The organism is Streptomyces fumanus (assembly GCF_014655295.1).
GTDB classification, from domain to species: Bacteria; Actinomycetota; Actinomycetes; order Streptomycetales; family Streptomycetaceae; genus Streptomyces; species Streptomyces fumanus.
In genome coordinates, this window is the sequence record NZ_BNBI01000007.1 from 254,323 (window position 1) to 278,622 (window position 24,300).

Below are 24,300 nucleotides of genomic sequence, written 5' to 3' on the forward strand. Positions count from 1 at the left end.
GAGAAGACAAGCGATGACCCGATCCCATGTCGAAGACGTGTGGCCGCTGTCGCCGTTGCAGGAGGGGATGCTGTTCCACGCCACCTTCGACGACCAGGGACCCGACGCCTACCAGGGCCAGCGGACCCTCGAACTGACCGGACCGGTCGACGCCGGCAGGCTGCGCAGATCGTGGGAGGCCCTGCTGGCCCGGCACGCCGTGCTGCGGGCCGGCTTCCGGCGCCGCACCTCCGGGCAGACGGTCCAGGTCATCGCCCGGGAGGTGACCCTGCCCTGGCGCGAGGCCGACCTCTCGGCCCTGCCCGAGGCCGAGGCCCGCGCCGCCCGCGACAAGCTGGCCGCCGAGGAACAGGAACGCCGCTTCGACCTGGCCACCGCGCCCCTGCTGCGGCTGCTCCTGATCCGCCTCCCCGGCGACCGGCACCACCTGGTCCTCACCAGCCACCACATCCTCATGGACGGCTGGTCCCTGCCCGTCCTCATCAACGAGATGTACGCCGCCTACCAGGCCGGCGGCACCACCGACGGGCTGCCCCCCACCACCTCCTACCGCGACTACCTGGCCTGGCTGAACCGGCAGGACAAGGACGCCGCCCGCGCCGCCTGGCGCGCGGAACTGGCCGGCGCCGACGAGCCCACCCTGGTGGCACCGGCCGGCCCGCCCGGCACGACCGCCGCCTTCGGCACCCTGAGCGCGGAGATACCCCAGGACGTCGCCCAGGGCCTGACCGCGCTGGCCCGCCGCCACGACCTCACCGTCAACACCGTCGTCCAGGGCGCCTGGGCGCTGGTCCTGGCCCGGCTCACCGGCCGCCGCGACGTGGTGTTCGGCGCCACCTCGGCGGGCCGCCCCACCGACCTGCCCGGCGTCGAGTCGATGGTCGGCCTGACCATGAACACCCTGCCGGTACGCGTCGCCCTGGACGGCGGCAGGCCCCTCCTCGACCTGCTCACCGACCTCCAGGAACGCCAGTCCGCGCTCATGTCCCACCAGCACCTCGGGCTGCCCGAGGTGCAACGGGTGGCCGGCCCCGGCGCCACCTTCGACACCCTCGTCGTCTACGAGAGCTACCCGCGCACCCCCACCGACCCGCCCACCGAGACCAGCTTCGCCATCGGCTTCGCCGGCGCCCAGGAGTCCGCGCACTACCCGCTCACCCTGCTGGTCGTCCCCGGCGACGACCGGATGGAGTGCAAGCTCGACCACCGCCTGGACGTCTTCGACGAGGACGCCGCGCGGGCCGTCCACGAACGCCTGGTCCGGGTGCTGACCCGGATCGCCGCCGACCCCGGCGCCACGGTCGCGGACGTGGACCTGCTGAGCGAGGCGGAACGCGCCCTGGTCACCGAACGCTGGAACGACACCGCACGCCCCGTACCGGCCCGCTCCGCGCTGGAGCTGTTCACCGCACGCGCCGCGAGCACCCCCCACGCACTCGCCGTACGCGGCGGCGCCGAGGCCCTCACCTACGGCGAACTCGACGCGCGGGCCGACCGCCTCGCCCGGCACCTCGCCCGACTGGGCGTCGGCCCGGAGAGCCGGGTCGGCCTCTGCCTGCCCCGCGGCGTCGACATGGTCACCGCCCTGCTCGCGGTGTGGAAGGCCGGGGGAGCGTACGTACCGCTGGACCCGGAGTACCCGGCCGACCGGATCGCCTACATGGTGGACGACAGCGGCGCCCGTCTGGTGCTGGCCACCCCCGGCACGGCCGGACAGGTCCCGGACGGCGTGGACGTGGTCCTGGTGCACGAGCCGCCCGAGGAGTCCGCCGAACCGCTCGGCACACTCCCCGACCCGGCCCAGCTCGCCTACGTCATCTACACCTCCGGCTCGACCGGCCGCCCCAAGGGCGTGGCCGTCGCCCACGGCGGGGTCGCCAACCTCGCCGAGGTGATGCGCCCGGTGCTCGGCGTCGAACCCGGCACGGTGGCCTTGCAGTTCGCCTCGTTCAGCTTCGACGCGGCCGTCCTCGACATCGCCGTCACCCTCGGAGCCGGCGGCACCCTCGCCATCGCCACCGCCGAGGAACGCACCGAGCCCGGCGCCCTCGCCGAGCTGATCCGCACGGCCGGCGTCCAGGTCGCCAGCGTCGTCCCGTCCCTCCTCGGCGTCCTGGAGCCGGAAACCGTCCCCGGCGTCGAGAACTGGGTCCTCGGTGCCGAACGCCTCAGCGCCCCGCTGGCCGCCCGCTGGCGCGCCGGGGCCCGGGTGTGGAACACCTACGGCCCCACCGAGGCGACCGTCATCTCCACGGCCACCCCCCTGAAGGAGGGCCTCAGCGCCGACGACGCCCCGCCGCCGATCGGCTCACCCATCGGCAACACCCGGGTCTACGTCCTGGACGCCTTCCTGCGCCCCGTCCCGGTCGGCGCGGTCGGCGAGCTGTACGTCGCGGGCGCGGGCCTGGCCCGGGGCTACGACCAGCGTCCCGGCCTGACCGCCGAGCGGTTCATCGCCTGCCCGTTCGCCGACGGCGGCCGCATGTACCGCTCGGGCGACCTGGCCCGCTGGACGCCGGACGGGCTGCTGGAGTTCGCCGGCCGTGCCGACGAGCAGGTCAAGATCCGCGGCTTCCGCGTCGAACTGGGCGAGGTCGAGTCCGTGCTCGCCGCGCACCCCGAGGTCGCCCAGGCCGCCGTCGTGGTCCGCGAGGACCGCCCCGGCGACCAGCGGCTCGTCGCCTACGTCGTCGCCCACCCCGGCCGCACCCTCGACACCGCGGCCCTGCGCGAGTCCACCGGCGGCCACCTGCCCGAGTACATGGTCCCCGCGGCGGTCGTCACCCTGGACGCCCTCCCGCTCACGGTCAACGGCAAGCTCGACCGCGCCGCCCTGCCCGCCCCCGACCTCGCGGCCCGCACCGGCCGCGCCCCCGCCACCCCGACCGAGGAGGTCCTCAGCGGCCTGTTCGGCGAGGTGCTGGGGCTGGAACGGGTCGGCGCGGAGGCGTCGTTCTTCGACCTCGGCGGTGACTCGCTGCTGGCGATGCGGCTGATCGCCCGGGTGCGGTCGGTGCTGGAGGCGGAGATCGGCATCCGCGACCTGTTCACCGCGCCCACGGTCGCCGCCGCGGCACGCCTGATCGACGCCGCCGACTCCGCCGCGCGCGTCCCGCTGCGGGCGGTGGAACGCCCCGAGCGGGTGCCGCTGTCCTACGCCCAGCAGCGCATGTGGTTCCTCAACCGGATGGCGGACTCCGAAGCGGGCTCCGGCGCCGCGGGCGCCTACAACCTCCCCTTCGCCCTCCGCCTCACCGGCGCACCCGACATCGAGGCGCTGGAGGCGGCCCTCGGCGATGTCGCGGACCGGCACGAGAGCCTGCGGACGGTCTTCCCGGACGTGGACGGGGTGCCCTACCAGCGGGTGCTGGAGGGCCCGGCGGGCCGACCGCCGCTGGTGACGGTGGAGGTGGACCCGGCCGAGGACTGGCGCGAGGTCCTCGCCGAACAGGCCGGGCGCGGCTTCGACGTGCGGGTGGACCTGCCGTGGCGGGCCCGGCTGCTGAAGCTGGGCGCCGACGACCACGTGCTGCTGCTGGTCGCCCACCACATCGCCTCGGACGGCTGGTCGATGGGCGTGCTGGCGCGGGATCTGGAGGCCGCGTACACGGCCCGCCGCACGGGCGGTGAGCCGGGCTGGCGTCCGCTGGCCGTGCAGTACGCGGACTACGCGCTGTGGCAGCGCGAGGTCCTCGGCGACCTCGACGATCCCAAGAGCCTCATCAGCGACCAGCTCGCCCACTGGCGGGACACCCTGGCCGGCAGCCCCCAGGAGATCGCGCTCCCGGCCGACCGGCCGCGCCCGGCGCTCCCGTCGTTCCGCAGCGGCGCGGTACCCGTCGGCGTGGACGCGGCGACCCACGGGAAGCTGGTGGAGCTGGCCGCGCGGGGCCGGTCGACGATGTTCATGGTGGTCCACGCGGCCCTGGCGGTGCTGCTGTCCCGGATGGGCGCGGGCGACGACATCCCGCTGGGCACACCGATCGCGGGCCGCTCGGACGCGCAACTGGAGGAGCTGTCCGGCTTCTTCGTCAACACCCTCGTCCTGCGCACCGACCTGAGCGGCGACCCGACCTTCGCGGAGCTGCTGGCCCGGGTGCGGGAGACCGACCTGGCCGCGTACGCGCATCAGGACGTGCCGTTCGAGCGGCTGGTGGACGAGCTGAACCCGGTGCGGTCGTCCTCCCGGAACCCGCTGTTCCAGGTCATGCTGGCCCTCCAGAACGTCCCCGAGGCCCGCTGGGAACTCCCCGGCCTCGACGTGGAGGCGGTGCCCCCGCAGTCCGCGCCCCCGGCCCGCTTCGACCTGTCCGTGACGCTCAACGAGCGGCGCGCACCGGACGGTTCCCCGGCCGGCCTCGGCGGCGGCATCCTCTACGCCGCCGACCTCTTCGACGAGACCACGGCACGGTCCCTGGCCGGGCGCCTCGCCCGGGTCCTGGAACAGGTCGCCGTCAACGCGCGGATCCGGCTCAGCGACATCGACGTCCTGGAGGCGTCCGAGCGCGCCCTCGTCACCGAGCTGTGGAACGACACCCGCCGACCGGTGCCGTCGGACACGGTCCCCGAGCTGATCCGGAGCTGGGTGGAGCGTTCCCCGGAGGCCGTCGCCGTGCGCGGCGGCTCCGAGACCCTGACCTACGCCGAACTGGACGCCCGGACGAACACCCTCGCCCGGCACCTGACCGGCCTCGGCGTCGGCCCGGAGAGCCGGGTCGGCCTGTTCCTGCCGCGCGGCGTCGACATGGTGGTGGCCCTGCTGGCGGTGTGGAAGGCCGGGGGCGCCTACGTACCGCTGGACCCGCAGTACCCGGCGGACCGGCTCGCCTACATGATCACCGACAGTGGTCTGTCGGTGGTGCTGGCCGAGTCGGCCACGACCGAGCTGGTTCCGTCCGGCATCGACGTGGTGCTGGTCGACCGGTCGATCGAGGGTCCGGCGGAACCGCTGGACCGACAGGTGACGCCCGACCAGCTCGCCTACGTCATCTACACCTCCGGTTCGACGGGCCGGCCGAAGGGTGTGGCGGTCGCGCACGGCGGAGTCGCCAACCTGGCCGAGGCGATGCGCCCGGTCCTCGGCGTCGAACCCGGCACGGTAGCGCTCCAGTTCGCCTCGTTCAGCTTCGACGCGGCGGTCCTCGACGTGGCGGTCACCCTCGGCGGCGGTGGCACCCTCGCCATCGCCACCAGCGAGGAACGTACCGAACCCGCCGCCCTGTCCGAGATGATCCGCAGATCCGGGGTCCAGGTCGCCAGCGTCGTCCCGTCCCTGCTGAGCGTGCTCGACCCGGCCGAGGTACCCGGCGTACGCAACTGGGTCCTGGGCGCCGAACGCCTGACCCCCGACCTGGCCGCCCGCTGGCGCGCCGGGGCCCGGGTGTGGAACACGTACGGCCCGACCGAGGCCACCGTCATCTCCACGGCCACACTGCTCCCCGAGGGCATCGGCCCGGAGGACGCGCCCCCGGCCATCGGCTCGCCCATCGGCAACACCCAGGTCTTCGTCCTGGACGCCTTCCTCAAGCCGGCCCCGGTCGGCGCGGTGGGGGAGCTGTACGTGGCCGGTCCGGGCCTGGCCCGGGGCTACGACAACCGGCCCGATCTGACCGCCGAGCGGTTCGTGGCCTGCCCGTTCACCGAGGGCACCCGTATGTACCGGTCGGGCGACCTGGCCCGCTGGACGCCGGACGGGCTGCTGGAGTTCGCCGGCCGTGCCGACGAGCAGGTCAAGATCCGCGGCTTCCGCGTCGAGCCCGGCGAGGTCGAGTCCGTGCTCGCCGCGCACCCCGAGGTCGCCCAGGCCGCCGTCGTGGTCCGCGAGGACCGCCCCGGCGACCAGCGGCTCGCCGGGTACGTCGTCCCCGTCGGCGGCGGCACCGAGTTCGACACGGCGGCGCTGCGCGAGTACGCCGGACACCGCCTGCCCGACTACATGGTCCCGGCGGCCGTGATGGTCCTCGACGCCCTGCCGCTGACCGCCAACGGCAAGCTCGACCGCGCCGCCCTGCCCGCCCCCGAGCTGACCGCGTCGGCCGAGGGCCGCGCCCCCGAGACACCCACCGAAGTGGTCCTCAGCGGCCTGTTCGGCGAGGTGCTGGGACTGGAACGGGTCGGCGCGGAGGCGTCGTTCTTCGACCTCGGCGGTGACTCGCTGCTGGCGATGCGGCTGATCGCCCGGGTGCGGTCGGTGCTGGAGGCGGAGATCAGCATCCGCGACCTGTTCACCGCGCCGACCGTGGCCGGGGTGGCACGGGTGATCGACGCCACCGACGACGGCTCACGGGTGCCGCTGGCACGGCGGGAACGCCCGGAACGGCTGCCCCTGTCCTTCGCCCAGCACCGGATGTGGCTGCTGAACCGCATGGACGCCGACGAACCCGGCTCCGCCGCCGCGGGCGCCTACAACCTCCCCCTCGCCCTGCGCATCACCGGCGAACTGGACGTCGAGGCGCTGGAGGCGGCCCTCGGCGATGTCGCGGACCGGCACGAGAGCCTGCGGACGGTCTTCCCGGACGTGGAGGGCGTGCCGTACCAGCGGGTGCTGGAGGGCGAGGTCGGCCGGCCGCCGCTGGTGACCGTGGAGGTCGGCGCGGCCGAGGACTGGCGCGAGGTGATGGCGGAACACGCCGGGCGCGGCTTCGACGTACGCGTCGATCTGCCGTGGCGGGTGCGCCTGTTGAAGCTGGGCGCCGACGAGTACGTGCTGCTGCTGGTCACGCACCACATCGCCTCGGACGGCTGGTCGATGGGCGTGCTGGCGCGGGATCTGGAGGCCGCGTACACGGCCCGCCGCACGGGCGGTGAGCCGGGGTGGCGTCCGCTGGCCGTGCAGTACGCGGACTACGCGCTGTGGCAGCGCGAGGTCCTCGGCGATCTGGACGACCCCGACAGCCTGATCCGCGCGCAGCTCGACCACTGGCGCACCGCGCTCTCGGGCGCGCCGCAGGAACTCGTCCTGCCCACCGACCGGCCCCGCCCCGCCACGCCGTCCTTCCGCAGCGGTCTCGCTCCGGTCGACGTCGGCGCGGAGACGCACGGGAAGCTGGTGGAGCTGGCCGCGCGGGGTCGGTCGACCATGTTCATGGTGGTCCACGCCGCTCTGGCGGTGCTGCTGTCCCGGATGGGTGCCGGTGAGGACATCCCGCTCGGTACACCGATCGCGGGCCGCTCGGACGCGCAACTGGAGGAGTTGTCCGGCTTCTTCGTCAACACCCTCGTCCTGCGGACCGACTTGAGCGGTGATCCGACCTTCGCGGAGCTGCTGGCGCGGGTGCGGGAGACGGATCTGGCGGCGTACGCGCATCAGGACGTGCCGTTCGAGCGGCTGGTGGACGAGCTGAACCCGGCCCGGTCCTCGTCCCGGAACCCGCTGTTCCAGGTCATGCTGGCCCTCCAGAACGTCCCCGAGGCCCGCTGGGAACTCCCCGGCCTCGACGTGGAGGCGGTGCCCCCGCAGTCCGCGCCGCCGGCCCGCTTCGACCTGTCGGTGACGCTCAACGAGCGGCGCGCGGCGGACGGTTCCCCGGCCGGCCTCGGCGGTGGCTTCCTGTACGCCGCCGACCTGTTCGACGACGCGACGGCACAGGCCCTCGCCGGGCGGTTCGCCCGGGTGCTGGAGCAGATCGCCGCCGACCCGCGGATCCGCCTCAGCGACATCGACGTCCTCCAGGACACCGAGCGCGCCCGGGTCGTCCGCGACTGGAACGACACGGCCCGGCCGGTCCCGGCGGACACCGTGCTGGAGCTGTTCCGCGACTGGACCGAGCGGACCCCCGGCGTCACCGCGGTACGCGGCGGCGCCGACGCCCTGACGTACGCGGAGCTGGACGCCCGCGCCGGGCGCCTGGCCCGGCACCTGGCCGGTCTCGGTGTGGGCCGGGAGAGCCGGGTCGGCCTGTTCCTGCCACGCGGCGTCGACATGGTGGTGGCCCTGCTGGCGGTGTGGAAGGCCGGGGGCGCCTACGTACCGCTGGACCCGCAGTACCCGGCGGACCGGCTCGCCTACATGGTCGGTGACAGCGGCGCGTCGGTGGTGCTGGCCACCGCGGAGACGGCGGACCAGGTCCCGCCCGGCGCGGAGGTGGTGCTGCTGGAGTCGGCCGACGGAGCGGCGGAGCCGCTGCACACCGCCGTGGACCCGGACCAGCTCGCCTACGTCATCTACACCTCCGGCTCCACGGGCCGCCCCAAGGGCGTCGCCGTCGCCCACCGGGGCATCGCCAACCTCGCCGGGGCGATGCGTCCGGTGCTCGGCGTGGAACCCGGCACGGTGGCGCTCCAGTTCGCGTCGTTCAGCTTCGATGCCGCCGTGCTGGACGTGGCGGTGACGCTGGGCGGCGGTGGCACCCTCGCCATCGCGTCGAGCGAGGAGCGTACCGAGCCCGGCGCGCTGGCCGAGATGATCCGCGCGGCCGGCGTGCGGGTCGCCAGCGTCGTCCCGTCCCTGCTCGGTGTGCTGGACCCGGCCGATGTGCCCGGCGTCGGCAACTGGGTGCTGGGCGCCGAACGCCTCACCTCCGACCTGGCCGCCCGCTGGCAGGCCGGGGCCCGGGTGTGGAACACCTACGGCCCGACCGAGGCGACGGTCATCTCGACGGCCACGCTGCTGGACGAGGGGATCACCCCGGAGGACGCGCCCCCGGCCATCGGCTCGCCCATCGGCAACACCCAGGTCTTCGTCCTGGACGCCTTCCTCAAGCCGGCCCCGGTCGGCGCGGTGGGGGAGCTGTACGTGGCCGGTCCGGGCCTGGCCCGGGGCTACGACAACCGGCCCGATCTGACCGCCGAGCGGTTCGTCGCCTGCCCGTTCGCCGAGGGCACCCGTATGTACCGCTCGGGCGACCTGGCCCGCTGGACGCCGGACGGGCTGCTGGAGTTCGCCGGCCGTGCCGACGAGCAGGTCAAGATCCGCGGCTTCCGCGTCGAGCCCGGCGAGGTCGAGTCCGTGCTCGCCGCACACCCCGAGGTCACCCAGGCCGCCGTCGTCGTCCGCGAGGACCGCCCCGGCGACCAGCGGCTCATCGGGTACGTCGTCTCCGGCGCCGAGGACCTCGACGAAGGGCAGTTGCGCGAGCACGTGGGCAAGACCCTGCCCGACTACATGGTCCCGGCGGCCGTCATGGTCCTGGACGCGCTGCCGCTGACCGCCAACGGCAAACTGGACCGGAACGCGCTGCCGGTGCCCGACTTCGGCGAGCGCGCCTCCGCCCTGATGCCCGTCGGCGAAGTGCAGGCGATCCTCTGCGACCTGTTCGCCGAGGTCCTCCAGGTCGACCGGGTCGGCGCGGACTCCAACTTCTTCGACCTCGGCGGCAACTCCGCGCTCGCCATGCACCTCGCCGGACGCATCCGCACCGAACTCGGCGCCGAGCTGGTCATGAAGGACTTCTTCGGCGCGCCGACCCCGATCGGCGTGGCACGGCTCCTCGGCTCCAAGGTGCGCCCGCCGCTGCGCGCCGTCGACCACGACCAGGACGTGCCCGTCACCGCCGGCCAGCTCAGCACCTGGCGCAAGGCCCGGGCCAACCCCGGCAGCGCCGCCCAGCGGACGACCGTCGCGCTGCGGCTCGGCGGCACCCTCGACCGGGAGGCGCTCCAGGCCGCGCTCGGTGACGTGGCGGCCCGGCACGACATCCTGCGGACCCGGTTCGTCGGCGAGGTGGGCAGCGAACTCCACCAGCACCTCCTGGACCCCGACGACGCCCGCCCGGCGCTGCCGGTGATCCCCGCGACCGAGGACGAGCTGCCCGCCCTCCTCGCCACCCACTCCGGGCACCGGTTCGACCTCGCGCGGGAGACGCCGTGGGCGCCGTACCTGTTCGCGCTGTCGGACACCGAGCACGTACTGCTGCTCGTCCTGCACCGGATCGGCGTGGACGACGCCTCGTCCGACCTGCTCGTCCGCGACCTGGCGGCGGCCTACGGCGCACGCCGCGAGGGCCGCGCCTCGGAACGCGCCCCCCTGCCCCTGCAGTTCCCGCACTACGCCCTGTGGGAGCGGGAACTGCTCAAGGGCGAAGAGCAGGACGAGAGCCTGATCGGCGACCAGATCGCCTACTGGCGCCAGGCCCTGGCCGGGGCGGCGGCCGAGACCCCGCTGCCGCTGGACCGGGCGCGGCCCCCGCACCCCGTCCACGTCGCCGGGTCGCTGCCGGTGGAGGTGGCGGCCGAGACGCACCGGCGGCTCATGAAGGCGGCCGAACCCATCGGCGCCACGGCCTTCATGGTGGTGCACGCGGCCCTGGCGATGCTCCTCGCCCGGCTCGGCGCCGGAACCGACCTGACCCTCGGCACGGTACTGCCCCGCGTGGACGCCGACGGCGACCTGGAAGGCGTCGTCGGCCCGTTCGCCGGCAAGCTGCCGCTGCGCACCGACAGCGGCGGCGACCCCACCTTCCGCGAGATGCTCGGCCGGGTCCGGGAGACCGACCAGGAGGCCGGGCTCTACCAGGACGTGCCCTTCGACCGCCTGGTCGAGGTGCTCTCCCTGTCGTCGTCGACGGCCGCGCACCCCGTCTTCCAGGTCATGCTCGAAGTACTGGACGACGCGGCGGAGAAGTGGGACACCTCCGAACTGCCCGGACTGAACACGGACACCCTGCCGCCGCAGGTCCTCGCCACCGAACTGGACCTGTCGATCAGCCTCACCGAACGCCACGAGGACGACGGCGCCCCGGACGGCTTCGACGGCACCCTGCTCTACGCCGCCGAACTGTTCGACCGGTCCACCGCCGAGGCGTTCGCCCGGCGCCTCGTCCGCGTCCTCGACCAGGCCGGTGCCGACCCCGACATCACCCTGAGCGGGCTGGACATCCTGCTCGGCGAGTCCGAACACCGGCAACTGGTCGACGCCTGGAACGACACGGCGGCCCCGGTACCGGACACCACCGTGGTGGACCTGCTGGCCGGGCAGATTGCCCGTACGCCCGACGCCCTCGGCGTCAGCGACGCGGACGACTCCTTCACCTACCGCCGCCTGGACGCCGCCGCCGAGCGCGTCGCCGACCGGCTGCACCGCCTGGGTGCCGGACCGGACGACGTGGTCACGGTCGCCATGGCACCCGGTGTCCGGCTGGCCGTCGCCCTGCTCGGCATCCTCAAGACCGGCGCCGCGCCCCTGCTCACGGACCCCGGCCGGCCCTGGAACACGGCCGACGCGGCCCGCCCCGTCGCCCTGGTCACCGACGCGCACACGGACCCGGCCCCCGCACTGCCCGGCGACGGCACCGCCGTTCCCGTCCTCCGCGTCGACGACGAGGCGGGACAGGACCCGGCGCGGGACGCCTCCGGTCCGCGCCGGGCGCCGCTGCCCGGGCACACCGCGCTCGTCGTGGACGCCGGTCCGGCCGGCCGGGTCCTGGTCGACCACCGCGCCCTGGTCAACCAGATCACCCACCACCAGGACACCGCCGACACCGCGCAGGGGCTGCTCCTGGACACCCGGGTCGCGGCGGCCGACCTGGTGGTCCCGCTCCTGGCCACGCTCACCGCGGGCGGCGCCGTCCGCTTCGGACTGCCCCCGGCGGACGAGGCACCCGCGCCCTGGCACCCCGACCGGTGGAACGGCGCCCCCCGCCTGGTCACCAGCAGGGAACTGCTGCCCACCGTCACCGACCCGGGCACGGCCACACCGCTGGAGGAGGTCGTCGTGCTCGACACCGCCGAGCCCACGAGCATCGAGGACACGGCACGGTGGCGCTCCGCACACCCGCGGACCGGCCTGCTCAGCGTCCTCGGCGCCCCCGAGACCGGCGGCACCTGGCTGGACCACCGCAGTACGCCCGAGGAGGCGCTGCCGTCCGAGGTGCCCACCGGCACTCCGGTGCGCAACACCCGGGTGTACGTCCTGGACGAGCGGCTGCGGCCGGTCCCGGCCGGCGTCGTCGGCGACGTCTACGTGGCCGGTGTCTCCCTCGCCCGCGGCTACGCGGACGCCCCCGGGGCGACCGCCGGGCACTTCGTCGCCTGCCCGTTCGCGACCGACGGCGCCCGCATGTTCCGTACCGGCCTGCGGGCCAGACGGACCACCGCCGGCCTGGTGACCGTACGCGGCAGGGCCCAGGACCTCGACGAGGCCGTCACGGCCTCCCCGCGCGCCCTGCGCAAGCGGGACGACCTGGAGGTGCTGCTGCCGCTGCGGACCGCCGGCGACCGCCCGCCGCTGTTCTGCCTCCACCACAACACCGGACTGAGCTGGGGCTACGCGGCCCTGCTCCGGCATCTCCCGGACGACCAGCCGGTCTACGGCGTCCAGGCGCGCGGCCTGACCGACCCCGACACCATGCCGGGCAGCATCGAGGAGATGGCCGCCGACTACGCCGGACAGATCCGCACGGTGCAGCCCAGCGGGCCCTACCACCTGCTCGGCTGGTCCTTCGGCGGCGTCGTCGCCCAGGCCGTCGCCGCCCACCTGGAGGAGCAGGGCGAGGAGGTCGCCCTCGTGGCCCTGCTGGACGCCTACCCGGGAGCCGCCGGCCGGACCCTGCACGACGGGGACGCCACCGGGACCGACCGGGAGGGCCGCGGCGCACCGGAACAGCAGGCGCTGCGCACCTCGCCCGACGAGGCCGGCGCCACCCCGGCCATGGCGGGCCCGTTCCTGAAGAACATGGAACAGGTCATGCGCCACCTCGCCGAACTGGCGCTGGACCACCGGCCCCGGCGCATCCAGGGCGACCTGCTGCTGTTCGCCGCCACCGAGGACCGGCCCGAGGAGATGCCCCTGTTGGACGCGGAGGAGAGCTGGAAGGCTTACACCGCGGGCAGCGTGGAGACGCACGAAGTCGCCGTCACCCACAACGACATGCTCCAGTCGGCGAGCGTGTCGGTGGTCGGCGAGGTCCTCGCCCGCAAGCTCGGGCCCGCCACCGGCCGCCCCCGGGACTGACCCGCCGGCGGGGCACGGCCGCTGCGGCCCGCCGTGCCCCGCCCCCTCCGACCGCGCTCAGGACGGCCCCCGCGCGGGGCCACGCAGAAAGGGACTCGCATGCCGAAGCCAGTGGAGTCGTTCTCGGGCGACTTCTTCGATCTCCACCGCCGGGACGGGCTCGACCCCCAGCCCGAACTGACCCGCATGAGCGTCGAGGCACCCTTCGTGCCCGACACCTCGCCCGGCCGCCACGACTGGCTGGTCACCGGCCACGACGAGGTACGGGGCATCCTCGGCGACTCCGCCCGGTTCTCCACCCGGCCGCCCGCGGAGAGCCTGGAGGACTCCCGGCGCCTGGTGCAGATCGGCAACCCGCTGATGTACGACCCGCCGGAGCACACCCGGCTGCGGCGGATGCTGACCCCGGAATTCACCGTCCGGCGGATGCGCCGGATGGAACCGCTCATCGAGAAGATCGTCGCGGACCGGCTCGACGTCATGGAACGCGCCGGCCGGCCGGCCGACCTGATGCGGCACTTCGCCTGGCCGATCCCCGGCCTGGTCGGCTGCGCCCTCCTCGGCGTCCCCCGGGACGACCAGGCCGAACTGGCCCGCACCCTGGACCTCAGCCGCCGCGCCGACGGCAGCCACAAGGCCCGCAACACCGCGGCCAACGCCTTCGACGGCTACCTGGCCCGGTTCGTGAAGCAGAAGCGCCGCCACCAGACCGACGACATGCTCAGCATGCTGATCCGCGACCACGGCGACGAGGTCACCGACAAGGAACTGGTCGGCATCTGCGCCTCCGTCATCGCCGCCGGCCTGGAGAACATGGCCGGCACCATCGGCCTGGCCGTGGTGGCCCTGCTGACCCACCCGGAGCAGACCGAACGGCTGCGCGCCGAACCGGAGCTGATGGACAACGCCGTCGAGGAACTCATCCGCTACACCACCGTGGTGCCGATCGCCTCCCCGCGCACCGCCCTGGAGGACGTCACCATCGGCGAGCACGTCATCAAGGCGGGCCAGATCCTGACCTGCTCCCTGCTGTCGGTCAACCGCACCGCCGACGACCGGCTCGACCTGACCCGCGAGAACCCCGGCCACATGTCCTTCGGACACGGCATCCACCACTGCGTCGGTGCCGCGCTGGCCCGCCTGGAACTGCGGATCGCGCTGGCCGCGCTGCTCCAGCGGTTCCCCGGGCTGCGGCTCGGCGTACCGGCGGCGGAGCTGCGGTTCCGGTCGCCCAGGCTGGCCACCTTCGGCATGGAGTCGCTGCCCGTGGAGTGGTAGCCCGCCGGACCGCCCCCAGGACGCAGTGAGCACGAGCAGAGGAAAGGGACCCCTGCATGTCGAACCCGCCCGACGTCCCCGTGTACAAACGCCGGGACATACTCGAACCCGTCGCCGAACTGGGCCAGCTCGCCGCCCGGACACCGGTCTACCGCAACACCGGCAGCGAGGTGTACGACTGGATCGCCGTCGGGCGTGACGAGGTGCGCGCGATCCTCGGCGACACCGAGCGGTTCAGCACCCGGCCGCCGCAGGAGAACCCCGACCTGCCCCGCCCCCGCCCCGAGCCGGGCAACCTGCTCATGTACGACCTGCCCGAACACACCAAGCTGCGGCAGAAACTCACCCCGGACTTCACGGTCCGCCGGATGCGCGCCCTGGAACCCGCCATCGAGCGGATCGTCACCGGGCAACTGGACGTCCTGGAGAAGGCCGGCCGCCCGGCCGACCTGATGAAGCACTTCGCCCGGCCGGTCTCCGGCCTGGTCGGCTGCGCGGTGCTCGGCATACCGCGCGACGACCTGCCCCAGTTGGCGCGGATGACGGACATCAGAGCGGCCCGGCGCAGCCCGAAGCGGACCGCGGCCCGCAAGGCGTTCAACGCCTACATGGACCGGATCGTCGCGCAGAAGCGCCGCGACCCCGGCGAGGACCTGCTCAGCACCCTGATCCAGCGGCACGGCAGCGGCCTGACCGACCAGGAACTCGCCGGCATCTGCTCGTCGGTGATCGCCGGCGAGCTGGAGAACGCCTCGGAGATGCTGGGACTGGGCGCGCTGGCCCTGCTGGTCCACCCCGACCAGTTCGGCCGGCTCCGCGAGCGGCCCGAGCTGATGGAGAACGCGGTCGAGGAACTCCTGCGCTACGTCTCGGTGGTCTCCGTCGCCTCGCCCCGCACCGCCCTGGAGGACGTCACCATCGGCGGCCAGGTGATCAAGGAGGGCGAGGTGGTGGGCTGTTCCCTGTTCGCCGCGCACCGCGCCACCGCGCCCGGCGAGCCGCCGGACACCCTCGACATCACCCGGGAACCCGGCAGCCACATGGCCCTGGGACACGGCATCCACTTCTGCCTCGGCGCCGCCCTGGCCCGTATGCAGCTCCGGATCGCCTACCGGGGGCTGCTCGACCGCTTCCCCGGCCTCCGGCTCGCCGTACCCCCCGAGGAGCTGCGCTTCCGGCTGCTGGCACCCCAGCACGGCATCGAGACCCTCCCGGTCGAGTGGTGACCCGCACCCGGCGACGACGAGGACCCCGGCGACGACGAAGGCCACGGCGATGACGGCACCGGACGAGCGGTGACGGCACCGGACGAGCGGTGACGGACGGACAGCGAGAGGACGGACCATGGAACTACGTGTCGACCGTGACAGGTGCGCCGGTACGGGCCAGTGCGCGCTGTTCCTGCCCGCGGTCTTCGACCAGTCGGAGGACGACGGGAAGGTACTGCTGCTGGAGCCCCGGCCCGCCGCGGAGCAGGCCGCTTCCGTGCGGGCCGCGGCCCGCAGATGCCCCACCGGCGCGATCACCCTGCTGGTGACCGAGACCAGCCACGGTTGAAAACGGAGCGAAACGGCCATCACGGGCCGCCACCCGGTGACACACCAGGTCACCGGGCGGCGGCCCGCTGCCGTTTCCCCAGGTGGGACGGGGTGCGGCCCGGGTCGGGGAAGGGCCTTTGGAAACCCCCCGCGCTGTATCCGCCGTGTGACCGGAAGCCGCGTAGAACTTTTCCCATGCCCATCACACACAAGCGCCTCAGCGCCCACACCCTGCTTGCCGCGTCAGCGATCCTGGTCGGTGCCCTGCTCACCGGCTGCTCCGACGACGACTCCTCGGACAACGCGTCGAGTTCGACCAGTGCCTCTCCCAAGAGCGGGTTCGAGCAGGCCCTCGCCCACGCCAAGTGCATGCGCGAGAACGGTGTGCCCGACTACCCGGACCCGAAGGAGGACGGCAACGGCCGGGTGCAGATCGTCCCGGGTCAGGGCGTCGACCCCAACGACCCGGACTTCCAGAAGGCCATGGACGCCTGCCGTGACCTGATGCCGCAGGGCCAGCAGGCCCGGGGCGGCGGGGAGATCGACTCCGCGAAGGTCGCCGAGTGGGCCAAGTGCATGCGCGAGAACGGCGTGCCCAAGATGGAGGACCCGAAGATCGAGGGCGGCCAGCTCATCGTCGACGCCGAGGCCGCCGGCGTCTCCCCGGGTGACCCGGCCTTCAACGAGGCCCAGCAGAAGTGCATGGACAAGAACCCCGGCGGCTCCCTCATGCTCCGCAGGGGCGGTGGCCAGTGACCAGCATCGACGAGACCGACGGCAGGCAGGCGACCGGCGATCCGCCCGGCTCCCTGGAACTGCGCCACTCCGCCGAGGTGGCCGGCGGGACACCGGACGAACCACCGGGTGTCCTCGCCGCGCACCACGACGGAGCCGGCACCCCCGACGCCCCGGAGGAGAGCACCCGCAGGCGCCGCCCGGTCCGTACGACCCTGCTCGTGCTGATCGCGATCGCGGTCGCCGCCGCGGCCGGCGTGGCCGCCACCGGGGCCCTGGGCGGCGGCGGTGACGACGAGGGTTCGAGCGCCGCCCCGTCCGGCCCGGTGGCCACGGCGAAGGTCCAGCGCACCACGCTGACCAGCACCGAGACGGTCGACGGCAACCTCGGCTACGGCGAGGAGACCGCCGTACGGGCCCCCGCCGCGGGCGACGGGTCCAGCGGCCAGTCCAGCCCCGGCGGCCAGCCCGCGCAGGGCGACTCCTCCGCAGGCGGTGCCGGCGCGGGCATCGTGACCTGGCTGCCCGACGACGGCACGGTCATCGACCGCGGCGAGACCGTCTACAAGGTCGACCAGGAGAAGGTCCCCCTGCTGTACGGCTCCACGCCCCTGTACCGGACGCTGAGCGACGGCAGCGAGGGCAGCGACGTGAAGATGCTGGAGGAGAACCTCTCCGAGCTCGGCTACGACGGCTTCACGGTGGACGACGAGTACACCTCCACCACCGCCGCCGCCGTCGAGGAGTGGCAGGACGACCTGGGCCGGGACGAGACCGGGACGGTGGGCCCCGGTGACGCGGTGGTCGCCGACGGCGCCCGGCGCGTGGCCAAGGCGAAGCTCGCCCCGGGAGACGCCGTCAGCGGCGACATCCTGACCTGGACCGGCACCGAACGCATGATCACCCTCGACCTCGACGTCGACTACGAGGACCAGGTGGAGAAGGGCACCAAGGCCACGGTGACCCTGCCCGACGACACCGAGGTCGAGGCCGTGGTGACGGACGTCGGCACCCCCACCACCCCGGACAGCGACGGCGCCTCGGCCGGCACCGACACCTCCAAGGAGGCCACCCTCCCCGTGGAGCTGAAGGTGAAGGACCAGAAGAAGCTGGGCCGTTACCAGGCCGCCGCGGTCGACGTGGAGCTGAAGGACCAGACCCGGGAGAACGTGCTGGCGGTCCCGGTCAACGCCCTGCTGGCCGAACGCGACGGCGGATACGTCGTGGAGGTCGTGACGAACGGGAAGTCGCAGTACCGCCCGGTCGAGCTCGGCATGTTCGCGGGCGGCATGGTCGAGGTGTCCGGCGCCGGCATCACCGAGGGCACGGTCGTGGGGGTCCCGAAGTGACCGGCCTGACCCATCCGGTGGTCGAGCTGACCGGGGTGTCGAAGACGTACGGCGATGTCGTCGCGCTCCGGTCGGCCGACCTGGTGATCCAGCGCGGCGAACTCCTCGCGGTGGTCGGCCCGTCCGGCTCGGGCAAGTCCACGATGCTCAACATCATGGGCACCCTGGACCGCCCCTCGGGCGGCACGGTCCGCATCACCGGGCACGACGTCGAGCAACTGACCGACCGGGAGCTGTCCGCGCTGCGGGCCGGCACCATCGGCTTCGTCTTCCAGCACTTCCACCTCGCCGGCGGCGTCCCGGCCATCGACAGCGTCGCCGACGGCCTGCTCTACAGCGGCAAACCGCGCCGCGAGCGCCGCCGGGTCGCCGAACGGGCGCTGCGCCGGGTGGGTCTGGGCCACCGGCTCTACCACGAGCCGCACCAGCTCTCCGGGGGTGAGAAGCAGCGGGTGGCGATCGCCCGCGCGGTGGTGGGCGATCCGCCGCTGCTGCTGGCCGACGAGCCGACCGGAGCGCTGGACTCCCGGTCCGGTGCGGTGGTGATGGAACTGCTGCACGAACTGCACGAGGCCGGGACCACCGTGGTGGTCATCACCCACGACCGGGACATCGCGGCGTCCCTGCCGCGCGAGGTCCGGGTCAAGGACGGCCTCATCGAGCACGACTCCGCCTCCGCCGCGGTGACCACCGCCGCGCTGCCGGAAGGGGCCGCACGATGACCGCACCGCACCCGACGAGGGAACGCACGCCGGCCGACCGGCCCTGGGCCGACCTGCCGCCGCCGCCCCGGCCCAAGGCCGCCCGGCTGAGCCCCGCCGACGTGGCCCGGGTCGGCGGCTGGGGACTGCGCTCCCGGCCCATGCGGGTGTTCCTGTCGGCCCTGGGCATCGCCATCGGCATCGCCGCGATGATCGGCGTGGTGGGCATCTCCACCTCCTCGCAGGAGGACCTCAACCGCAAGCTGGCGGCGCTCGGCACCAACCTGCTCACGGTCAGCCCCGGCACCTCGCTCAGCGGTGACGAGGCCCATCTGCCCGAGGAGGCCGTGGAGATGATCGGGAACATCCCGGCCGTCGAGTCGGTCTCCGCCCTGGGCGGCACGGACGCCAAGGTCTACCGCAACGACCGCATCCCCAAGGAGGAGTCCAAGGGGCTCACCGTGAGCGCGGCCCGCACCGACCTGCCCGAGACCACCGGGGCCGAGCTCGCCACCGGGCAGTGGCTGAACGGTGCCACCAGCAAGTACCCGGCCGTCGTGCTCGGTTCGTCGGCCGCGGAGCAGCTCGGTGTGCACCAGACCGGGCAGGACGTGCAGATCTGGCTCGGCAACCGCTGGTTCACCGTCGTCGGTATCCTCGCCCCCAACGAACTCGTCCCCGACCTGGACTCGTCCGCGCTGGTCGGCTGGTCCGTCGCCGAGGAGAAGCTGGGCTTCGACGGCTACCCGACGACGATCTACACCCGCGCCGAGGAGTCCGAGGTCGAGGACGTCCAGGCCGTACTGGGCGCCACCGCCAACCCCGAGAGCCCCAACGAGGCCGATGTCTCCCGGCCCTCGGACGCGCTGGCGGCCAAGCACGCCACCGACGACGCGCTGAGCGGACTGCTGCTCGGCCTGGGCGGCGTCGCCCTCCTGGTCGGCGGCGTCGGCGTGGCCAACACCATGGTCATCTCGGTGCTGGAGCGGCGCTCCGAGATCGGCCTGCGCCGGGCGCTGGGCGCCACCCGCGGGCAGATCCGCACCCAGTTCCTCGCCGAGGCCCTGCTGCTGTCCGCCCTCGGCGGCCTGGGCGGCGTCCTCCTCGGCATCGGGGTCACCGTCGGATTCGCCGCCTATCAGGGCTGGGCCGCGGTGGTGCCGCTGTGGGCCATGGCCGGCGGTATCGGCGCCACCCTCGTCATCGGCGGCCTGGCGGGTTTCTACCCCGCCGTACGCGCCGCCCGGCTGCCTCCGACGGAGGCCCTGGCGACTACGTAGCGTCACCCTCTAGACCGCGGTGCCTCCGTCGCAATCCCCCGCCGGCGGGGGCACCGCTCCTGTCCAAGTGCTCGGATCGAGCACTTGGACACGCTGTCGCCCTACCCGGGTTCATGTGATCCTGACGCGAAACCGCGCGGGAAGTGCGCGCGGTGAATTCCCGTAATACGCGGCCCGCGGTGCCCGACCGGCAACGCCTTGTTGGTCGTTCGGGGGTTCGGTTAGCGTGTTTCACGCCTATTCCGGCACAAAAACCCACGGGAGCAGTGATGGCGAATCCGTTCGACGACGAAAACGGATCTTTCCTGGTGCTGGTGAACAAAGAGAACCAGCACTCGCTCTGGCCCGCATTCGCCGAAGTGCCGCCCGGCTGGCGGGTGGCATTCGGCGAGAGCAACCGAAAGGAGTGCATGGCGTACATCGAGGAGAACTGGCAGGATATGCGTCCGCAAAGCCTCATCGACGCCATGCGGAAATCCGAAGCGGCCCGCTAACCAAGGCCACCCGACGGTGACTACGAGACAGAGGTGGTATCTGTGGCCATGATGGGTGGCCCAGGGCCGATGATCATCAGAAGTGACGGGCCCGACTCCTCGATCAAGAATCAGCGAGCCAAGCCCGGCACGGCGAAACGGATTCTCCCTTACACCAGGCCGCACCGCCGCAGCATAGGCTGTCTCCTGGTCCTCACCACGCTCAACGCCGGCTGCGCGGTCGCCCCGCCGCTGCTGCTCAAGTACCTGATCGACGACGGGATCCTGGCGGGGGACACCTCGGTCGTCGTCTGGCTGGCCGTGGCCGTCGCGGTCCTCGCGGCCGTCGCCGCCCTCGTGGGCCTCGGCGAGTCCTGGTACTCCGCCCAGGTCAGCGAGGGCCTGATCTACGATCTGCGCACCAAGGTCTTCGACCATGTGCAGCGCCAGCCGCTGGCCTTCTTCACCCGCGCCCAGACCGGCGCCCTGGTCAGCCGGCTCAACACCGATGTGATCGGCGCCCAGCAGGCCGTCACCCAACTGCTGTCGACGGTCGTCTCCGCCGGACTGACCATGGTCTTCGTCCTGGCGACCATGTTCTACCTGTCCTGGACGATCACGCTCTTCTCGCTGCTGCTCGTGCCGTTCTTCATCCTCCCCGGCCGGCTCATCGGCCGCCGGATGCAGGCACTGGTGCGTCAGCACATGCAGGCCAACGCCGACATGGGCTCGATGATGCACGAGCGCTTCAACGTCAGCGGCGCGCTGCTCGCCAAGCTGTACGGCCGGCCCGACAAGGAGACCCGCGGCTACGCGAAGCTGGCCGCCCGGGGACGCGACATCGGCGTCCGCAACTCCGTCGCCATGAAGATGCTGTTCCTCACCACCATGTTCGTCGGCTCGATCGCCACCGCGGCCGTATACGGCATCGGCGGCAAGCTGGCGATCGACGGTTCCTTCCAGATCGGCACCCTGGTCGCCATGGCCACCCTGCTCACCCGGCTGATGGGCCCGGTCGGGCAGTTGTCCAACGCCCAGGCCGACGCGATGACCGCGCTGGTCAGCTTCGACCGGCTGTTCGAGGTGCTCGACCTCAAGCCGCTGATCGCCGAGAAGCCCGGCGCCGTGGCGCTGCCGAAGGCCCAGGGCGAGCAGGTCGAGGCACCCGAGATCGAGTTCCAGGGCGTGTCCTTCCGCTACCCGAAGGCCGCCGACGTCTCGCTGGCCTCCCTGGAATCCATCGCGATGCCCTCGCACGACCGCGACACGGACAACGACTGGACGCTGCGCGACCTCAGCTTCACCGCGCCCGCCGGCAAGCTGACCGCACTGGTCGGCCCGTCCGGCGCGGGCAAGACCACGCTGACCCACCTGGTGCCCCGGCTGTACGACCCGAACGAGGGCGTGGTGCGCATCGACGGCCACGACCTGCGGGACCTGACGCTGGAGTCGCTGAACGCCACGGTCGGCATGGTCACCCAGGACTCGCACCTGTACCACACCACCATCCGCGAGAACCTGCTGTACGCCCGCCCCGACGCCACCGAGCAGCAACTGATCGAGGCGTGCCGGGCGGCGCAGATCTGGAAGCTGGTGGAGTCGCTGCCCAACGGCCTGGACACCATGGTCGGTGACCGCGGCTACCGGCTGTCCGGCGGTGAGAAGCAGCGCATCGCGATGGCCCGGCTGCTGCTGAAGGCACCGCCCGTCGTCGTCCTCGACGAGGCCACCGCGCACCTGGACTCCGAGTCGGAGGCCGCGCTGCAGCGGGCGCTGAAGACCGCCCTCGCCGGCCGGACCTCGCTGGTCATCGCGCACCGGCTGTCCACGATCCGGGACGCCGACCAGATCCTGGTGGTCGACGAGGGCCGGATCGTGGAGAGCGGCACCCACGACGAGCTGCTCGCCCTCGACGGCCTGTACGCCGAGCTGTACCGCACCCAGTTCTCCCGCCGGCCGGCCCTGAACGGCGACGCCCCGGAGCCCGAGCGCGTCCCCGAACCGGCGGGCGCCCCCGGCCACTTCATGGGCGGTCCGGGCGGTCCGGGCCCGGTGTTCCACGGCCCCGGCCCCGGCGGTCCGGGCGGTCCCGGTCCGGTGTTCCACGGTCCCGGCCCCGGTGGCCCCGGCCCCGGCGGACCCGGCGGTCCGGGTCCGGTGTTCCACGGCCCCGGCCCCGGCGGTCCCGGTCCCGGGCCGATGTTCCACGGTCCCGGCCCGCACGGGGAGCCGGGCCAGCACCCCTCCTAGCGAGCGCCACCGCACGTGAAACGTCCCCGGCGGGAGATTCCCGCCGGGGACGCCTCATGTTCCGGTCGTTCAGTGGGCCGCCCGGCGGTCCTCCATGAGCCGGGCGAACGCGGCCCGGTCGTTGCTGCGCGGGAACGGTTCGTCGGGCACCGGCACGCCGAGGAACGCGCACAGCGGCTCCCAGCCCTGGCCGACCTCGAAGACCAGCAGCCGCTCCGGGTCGATCTCCCGGCGCACCGCGGCGTTGTGCTCCTCGAACACCCGGATGGCGTGCTCCTTGTCGGTGAACCGGCCGTCGAAGACGCCGTTCCAGACCACGTCCAGCGACATCTGCCGCACCTCGGCGAAGCCGGGGTCGGCGTCCTCGGGCACCGGGGCCGTGGCCGCGGCGTGGATGCTGCTCGCGGCGCTGGCGTACCAGGACTCCGGGTCCCGCACGGTCAGGATCACCTTCGCCGCCGGGAACGCCCCGGTGATCTCGCGCCAGAACGCGGCGCCCGGCCAGTCCACGCTGGACCGGTATCCCTGGTACACCCGGGCCCAGTCCACCGACTCGCCGCGGGCGGCGGCCCGCCACAGCGGAACGGCGTCCGGACACTCCAGGAGATGCAGCATGTGATGACAGGGGCCGAAACCGAGCCGCTCGAGTGCGGTTCTCAGCGACAGGGTTCCGGTCCGGCCGAATCCGGCGCCGAAGATCTCCACCATGGTTCCTCCTCGTACGGGACGGACGTGCGGTCGGGGGGCGGGGGAGCGGCGGCTCAGGAGCCGCACAGCAGGACCGCCCAGATCGTGGCGCCCGGACCGAAGGCCAGGACCACGCCGTACCGGCCGGGGCCCAGCGGCCGGGTGCGCTGCAATCGTCCCAGCACACCCAGCACGGCGGGAGCCGCGGTGTTGCCGTACTCGCGCATCACCGACCGGGCCACGGCCACCGAGTCCGCCGGCAGGCCGATCGCCTCCTCGACCCGGTCCAGGATGCGCCGCCCGCCCGGGTGCACCGCCCACCAGGCGATGTCCTCCCAGGCCAGGCCGTTGCGGGCGAGCAGTTCCTTGGCCGGCAGGCCGACCGCGGAGGCGACCACGTCGGGCATGGTCGGCGCCAGCCGGATCCGCAGCCCCAGGTCGCCGAGGTGCACCTGGAGGTCCTCGGCGTGCGCGGGGACGGTCAGTTGCTCGGCGTCGACCACCCGCGCCCCGGGCGTACCCGGGGTGTCCGGCCGCAGCACGACCGCGGCGGCACCGTCGCCGAACAGGGTCAGCACGACCGCCGCCTCCTTGTCGTAGGGCGGCGGCTGGAGGTGAGGGGAGAACAGGTCGACCGCGAGCAGCACGGCGGGCCGGCCGCGCGCCGCGACCCAGTGGGCGCAGGTGGTCAGGGCCGGTACGGCGGCGTAGCAGCCCATCGGGCCCAGGGAGAGGATCTCCGTGTTCTCCCGCATGCCGAGGAGCGGCGCGAGGGCGTCCAGGCCGGGAGCGGAGTGGGTCGTGGTGGTGACGGTGGCCAGCAGGCCGATGTCCTGCGGGCGCAGCCCGGCCGCGTCGAGGACTTCTCGTACGGTCGCGGCGCCGAGCCGGGTGGCCTCGGTCAGACCGCGGTCCATCCGCTGCCGGGTGGACCACTGCCGGGGGTCCTCGGCGCGGGGGTCGACCGCCATGCCCTTGGTGGCGATGGCGGAGTTGGCGACGACCCGGGCGACGGCGTCACCGCCGGGGTCGGCCGCGACGTGGCCGGCGAGTTCCGCCGTGCTCACCAGCGGCGGGGTGCGGAAGGCGATGTCGGTGATACACGCGTCCGGCATGGGGG

At 73.4% G+C, this 24,300-nt stretch carries 12 protein-coding genes; 10 read left to right on the forward strand and 2 right to left on the reverse strand.

Annotated elements, in window-relative coordinates; genetic code table 11:
* Positions 1–13 precede the first annotated feature (13 nt).
* The 10 genes from IE316_RS17470 to IE316_RS17515 all read left to right on the forward strand — a co-directional run bounded on the left by IE316_RS17470 (position 14) and on the right by IE316_RS17515 (position 22,493).
* On the forward strand, positions 14–12,889 hold the full coding sequence (locus IE316_RS17470) for a non-ribosomal peptide synthetase (RefSeq protein ID WP_190205286.1): 12,876 nt from the start codon (positions 14–16) through the stop codon (positions 12,887–12,889).
* A gap of 99 nt (positions 12,890–12,988) precedes the next feature.
* The gene (locus tag IE316_RS17475) at positions 12,989–14,167 is read left to right on the forward strand and encodes a cytochrome P450 (RefSeq protein ID WP_190205287.1); all 1,179 of its coding nucleotides are present in this window, start codon (positions 12,989–12,991) and stop codon (positions 14,165–14,167) included.
* Between the two features lie 56 nt (positions 14,168–14,223).
* Positions 14,224–15,393 (forward strand): cytochrome P450, encoded by a 1,170-nt coding sequence (locus IE316_RS17480; RefSeq protein ID WP_190205288.1) that lies wholly within the window; start codon positions 14,224–14,226, stop codon positions 15,391–15,393.
* A 118-nt stretch (positions 15,394–15,511) separates the two neighbouring features.
* On the forward strand, positions 15,512–15,724 hold the full coding sequence (locus IE316_RS17485; protein ID WP_190205289.1) for a ferredoxin: 213 nt from the start codon (positions 15,512–15,514) through the stop codon (positions 15,722–15,724).
* A gap of 176 nt (positions 15,725–15,900) precedes the next feature.
* A complete protein-coding gene (locus tag IE316_RS17490; protein WP_190205290.1) occupies positions 15,901–16,461 on the forward strand; it encodes a hypothetical protein in 561 nt (186 codons plus the stop codon).
* Positions 16,458–17,789 (forward strand): peptidoglycan-binding protein, encoded by a 1,332-nt coding sequence (locus IE316_RS17495; RefSeq protein WP_229910428.1) that lies wholly within the window; start codon positions 16,458–16,460, stop codon positions 17,787–17,789. The genes IE316_RS17490 and IE316_RS17495 overlap by 4 nt, the downstream gene beginning before the upstream one ends.
* A complete protein-coding gene (locus tag IE316_RS17500; protein WP_229910429.1) occupies positions 17,786–18,511 on the forward strand; it encodes an ABC transporter ATP-binding protein in 726 nt (241 codons plus the stop codon). The genes IE316_RS17495 and IE316_RS17500 overlap by 4 nt, the downstream gene beginning before the upstream one ends.
* Positions 18,508–19,770 (forward strand): ABC transporter permease, encoded by a 1,263-nt coding sequence (locus IE316_RS17505; protein ID WP_190205291.1) that lies wholly within the window; start codon positions 18,508–18,510, stop codon positions 19,768–19,770. Before IE316_RS17500 ends, IE316_RS17505 begins: the two co-directional genes overlap by 4 nt.
* A gap of 269 nt (positions 19,771–20,039) precedes the next feature.
* The gene (locus tag IE316_RS17510) at positions 20,040–20,264 is read left to right on the forward strand and encodes an MbtH family protein (RefSeq protein ID WP_308438929.1); all 225 of its coding nucleotides are present in this window, start codon (positions 20,040–20,042) and stop codon (positions 20,262–20,264) included.
* Positions 20,265–20,333: 69 nt separating this feature from the next.
* Positions 20,334–22,493 carry an ABC transporter ATP-binding protein gene (locus tag IE316_RS17515; RefSeq protein ID WP_229910430.1) on the forward strand — a complete coding sequence of 720 codons (2,160 nt, stop codon included), beginning with the start codon at positions 20,334–20,336 and terminating at the stop codon, positions 22,491–22,493.
* A gap of 69 nt (positions 22,494–22,562) precedes the next feature.
* Here the strand turns inward: IE316_RS17515 and IE316_RS17520 are convergent, their stop codons facing one another.
* Together IE316_RS17520 and IE316_RS17525 are read right to left on the reverse strand one after the other, a co-directional pair.
* Entirely contained in the window at positions 22,563–23,201 is a 639-nt protein-coding gene (locus IE316_RS17520; RefSeq protein WP_190205292.1) for a sulfotransferase family protein, read from the reverse strand.
* A gap of 53 nt (positions 23,202–23,254) precedes the next feature.
* Positions 23,255–24,295, reverse strand: coding sequence for a type III polyketide synthase (locus tag IE316_RS17525; protein ID WP_190205293.1), 1,041 nt, complete (start codon positions 24,293–24,295; stop codon positions 23,255–23,257).
* Positions 24,296–24,300: the final 5 nt, after the last annotated feature.

Excerpts from the sequence above, each read along its gene's own strand:
- IE316_RS17520 (WP_190205292.1), bottom strand. The coding sequence starts at position 23,201 with ATGGTGGAGATCTTCGGCGCCGGATTCGGCCGGACCGGAACCCTGTCG.
- IE316_RS17475 (WP_190205287.1), top strand. The coding sequence starts at position 12,989 with ATGCCGAAGCCAGTGGAGTCGTTCTCGGGCGACTTCTTCGATCTCCAC.
- IE316_RS17470 (WP_190205286.1), top strand. The coding sequence starts at position 14 with ATGACCCGATCCCATGTCGAAGACGTGTGGCCGCTGTCGCCGTTGCAG.
- IE316_RS17525 (WP_190205293.1), bottom strand. The coding sequence starts at position 24,295 with ATGCCGGACGCGTGTATCACCGACATCGCCTTCCGCACCCCGCCGCTG.
- IE316_RS17510 (WP_308438929.1), top strand. The coding sequence starts at position 20,040 with ATGGCGAATCCGTTCGACGACGAAAACGGATCTTTCCTGGTGCTGGTG.
- IE316_RS17485 (WP_190205289.1), top strand. The coding sequence starts at position 15,512 with ATGGAACTACGTGTCGACCGTGACAGGTGCGCCGGTACGGGCCAGTGC.
- IE316_RS17515 (WP_229910430.1), top strand. The coding sequence starts at position 20,334 with ATGATCATCAGAAGTGACGGGCCCGACTCCTCGATCAAGAATCAGCGA.
- IE316_RS17480 (WP_190205288.1), top strand. The coding sequence starts at position 14,224 with ATGTCGAACCCGCCCGACGTCCCCGTGTACAAACGCCGGGACATACTC.
- IE316_RS17505 (WP_190205291.1), top strand. The coding sequence starts at position 18,508 with ATGACCGCACCGCACCCGACGAGGGAACGCACGCCGGCCGACCGGCCC.
- IE316_RS17490 (WP_190205290.1), top strand. The coding sequence starts at position 15,901 with ATGCCCATCACACACAAGCGCCTCAGCGCCCACACCCTGCTTGCCGCG.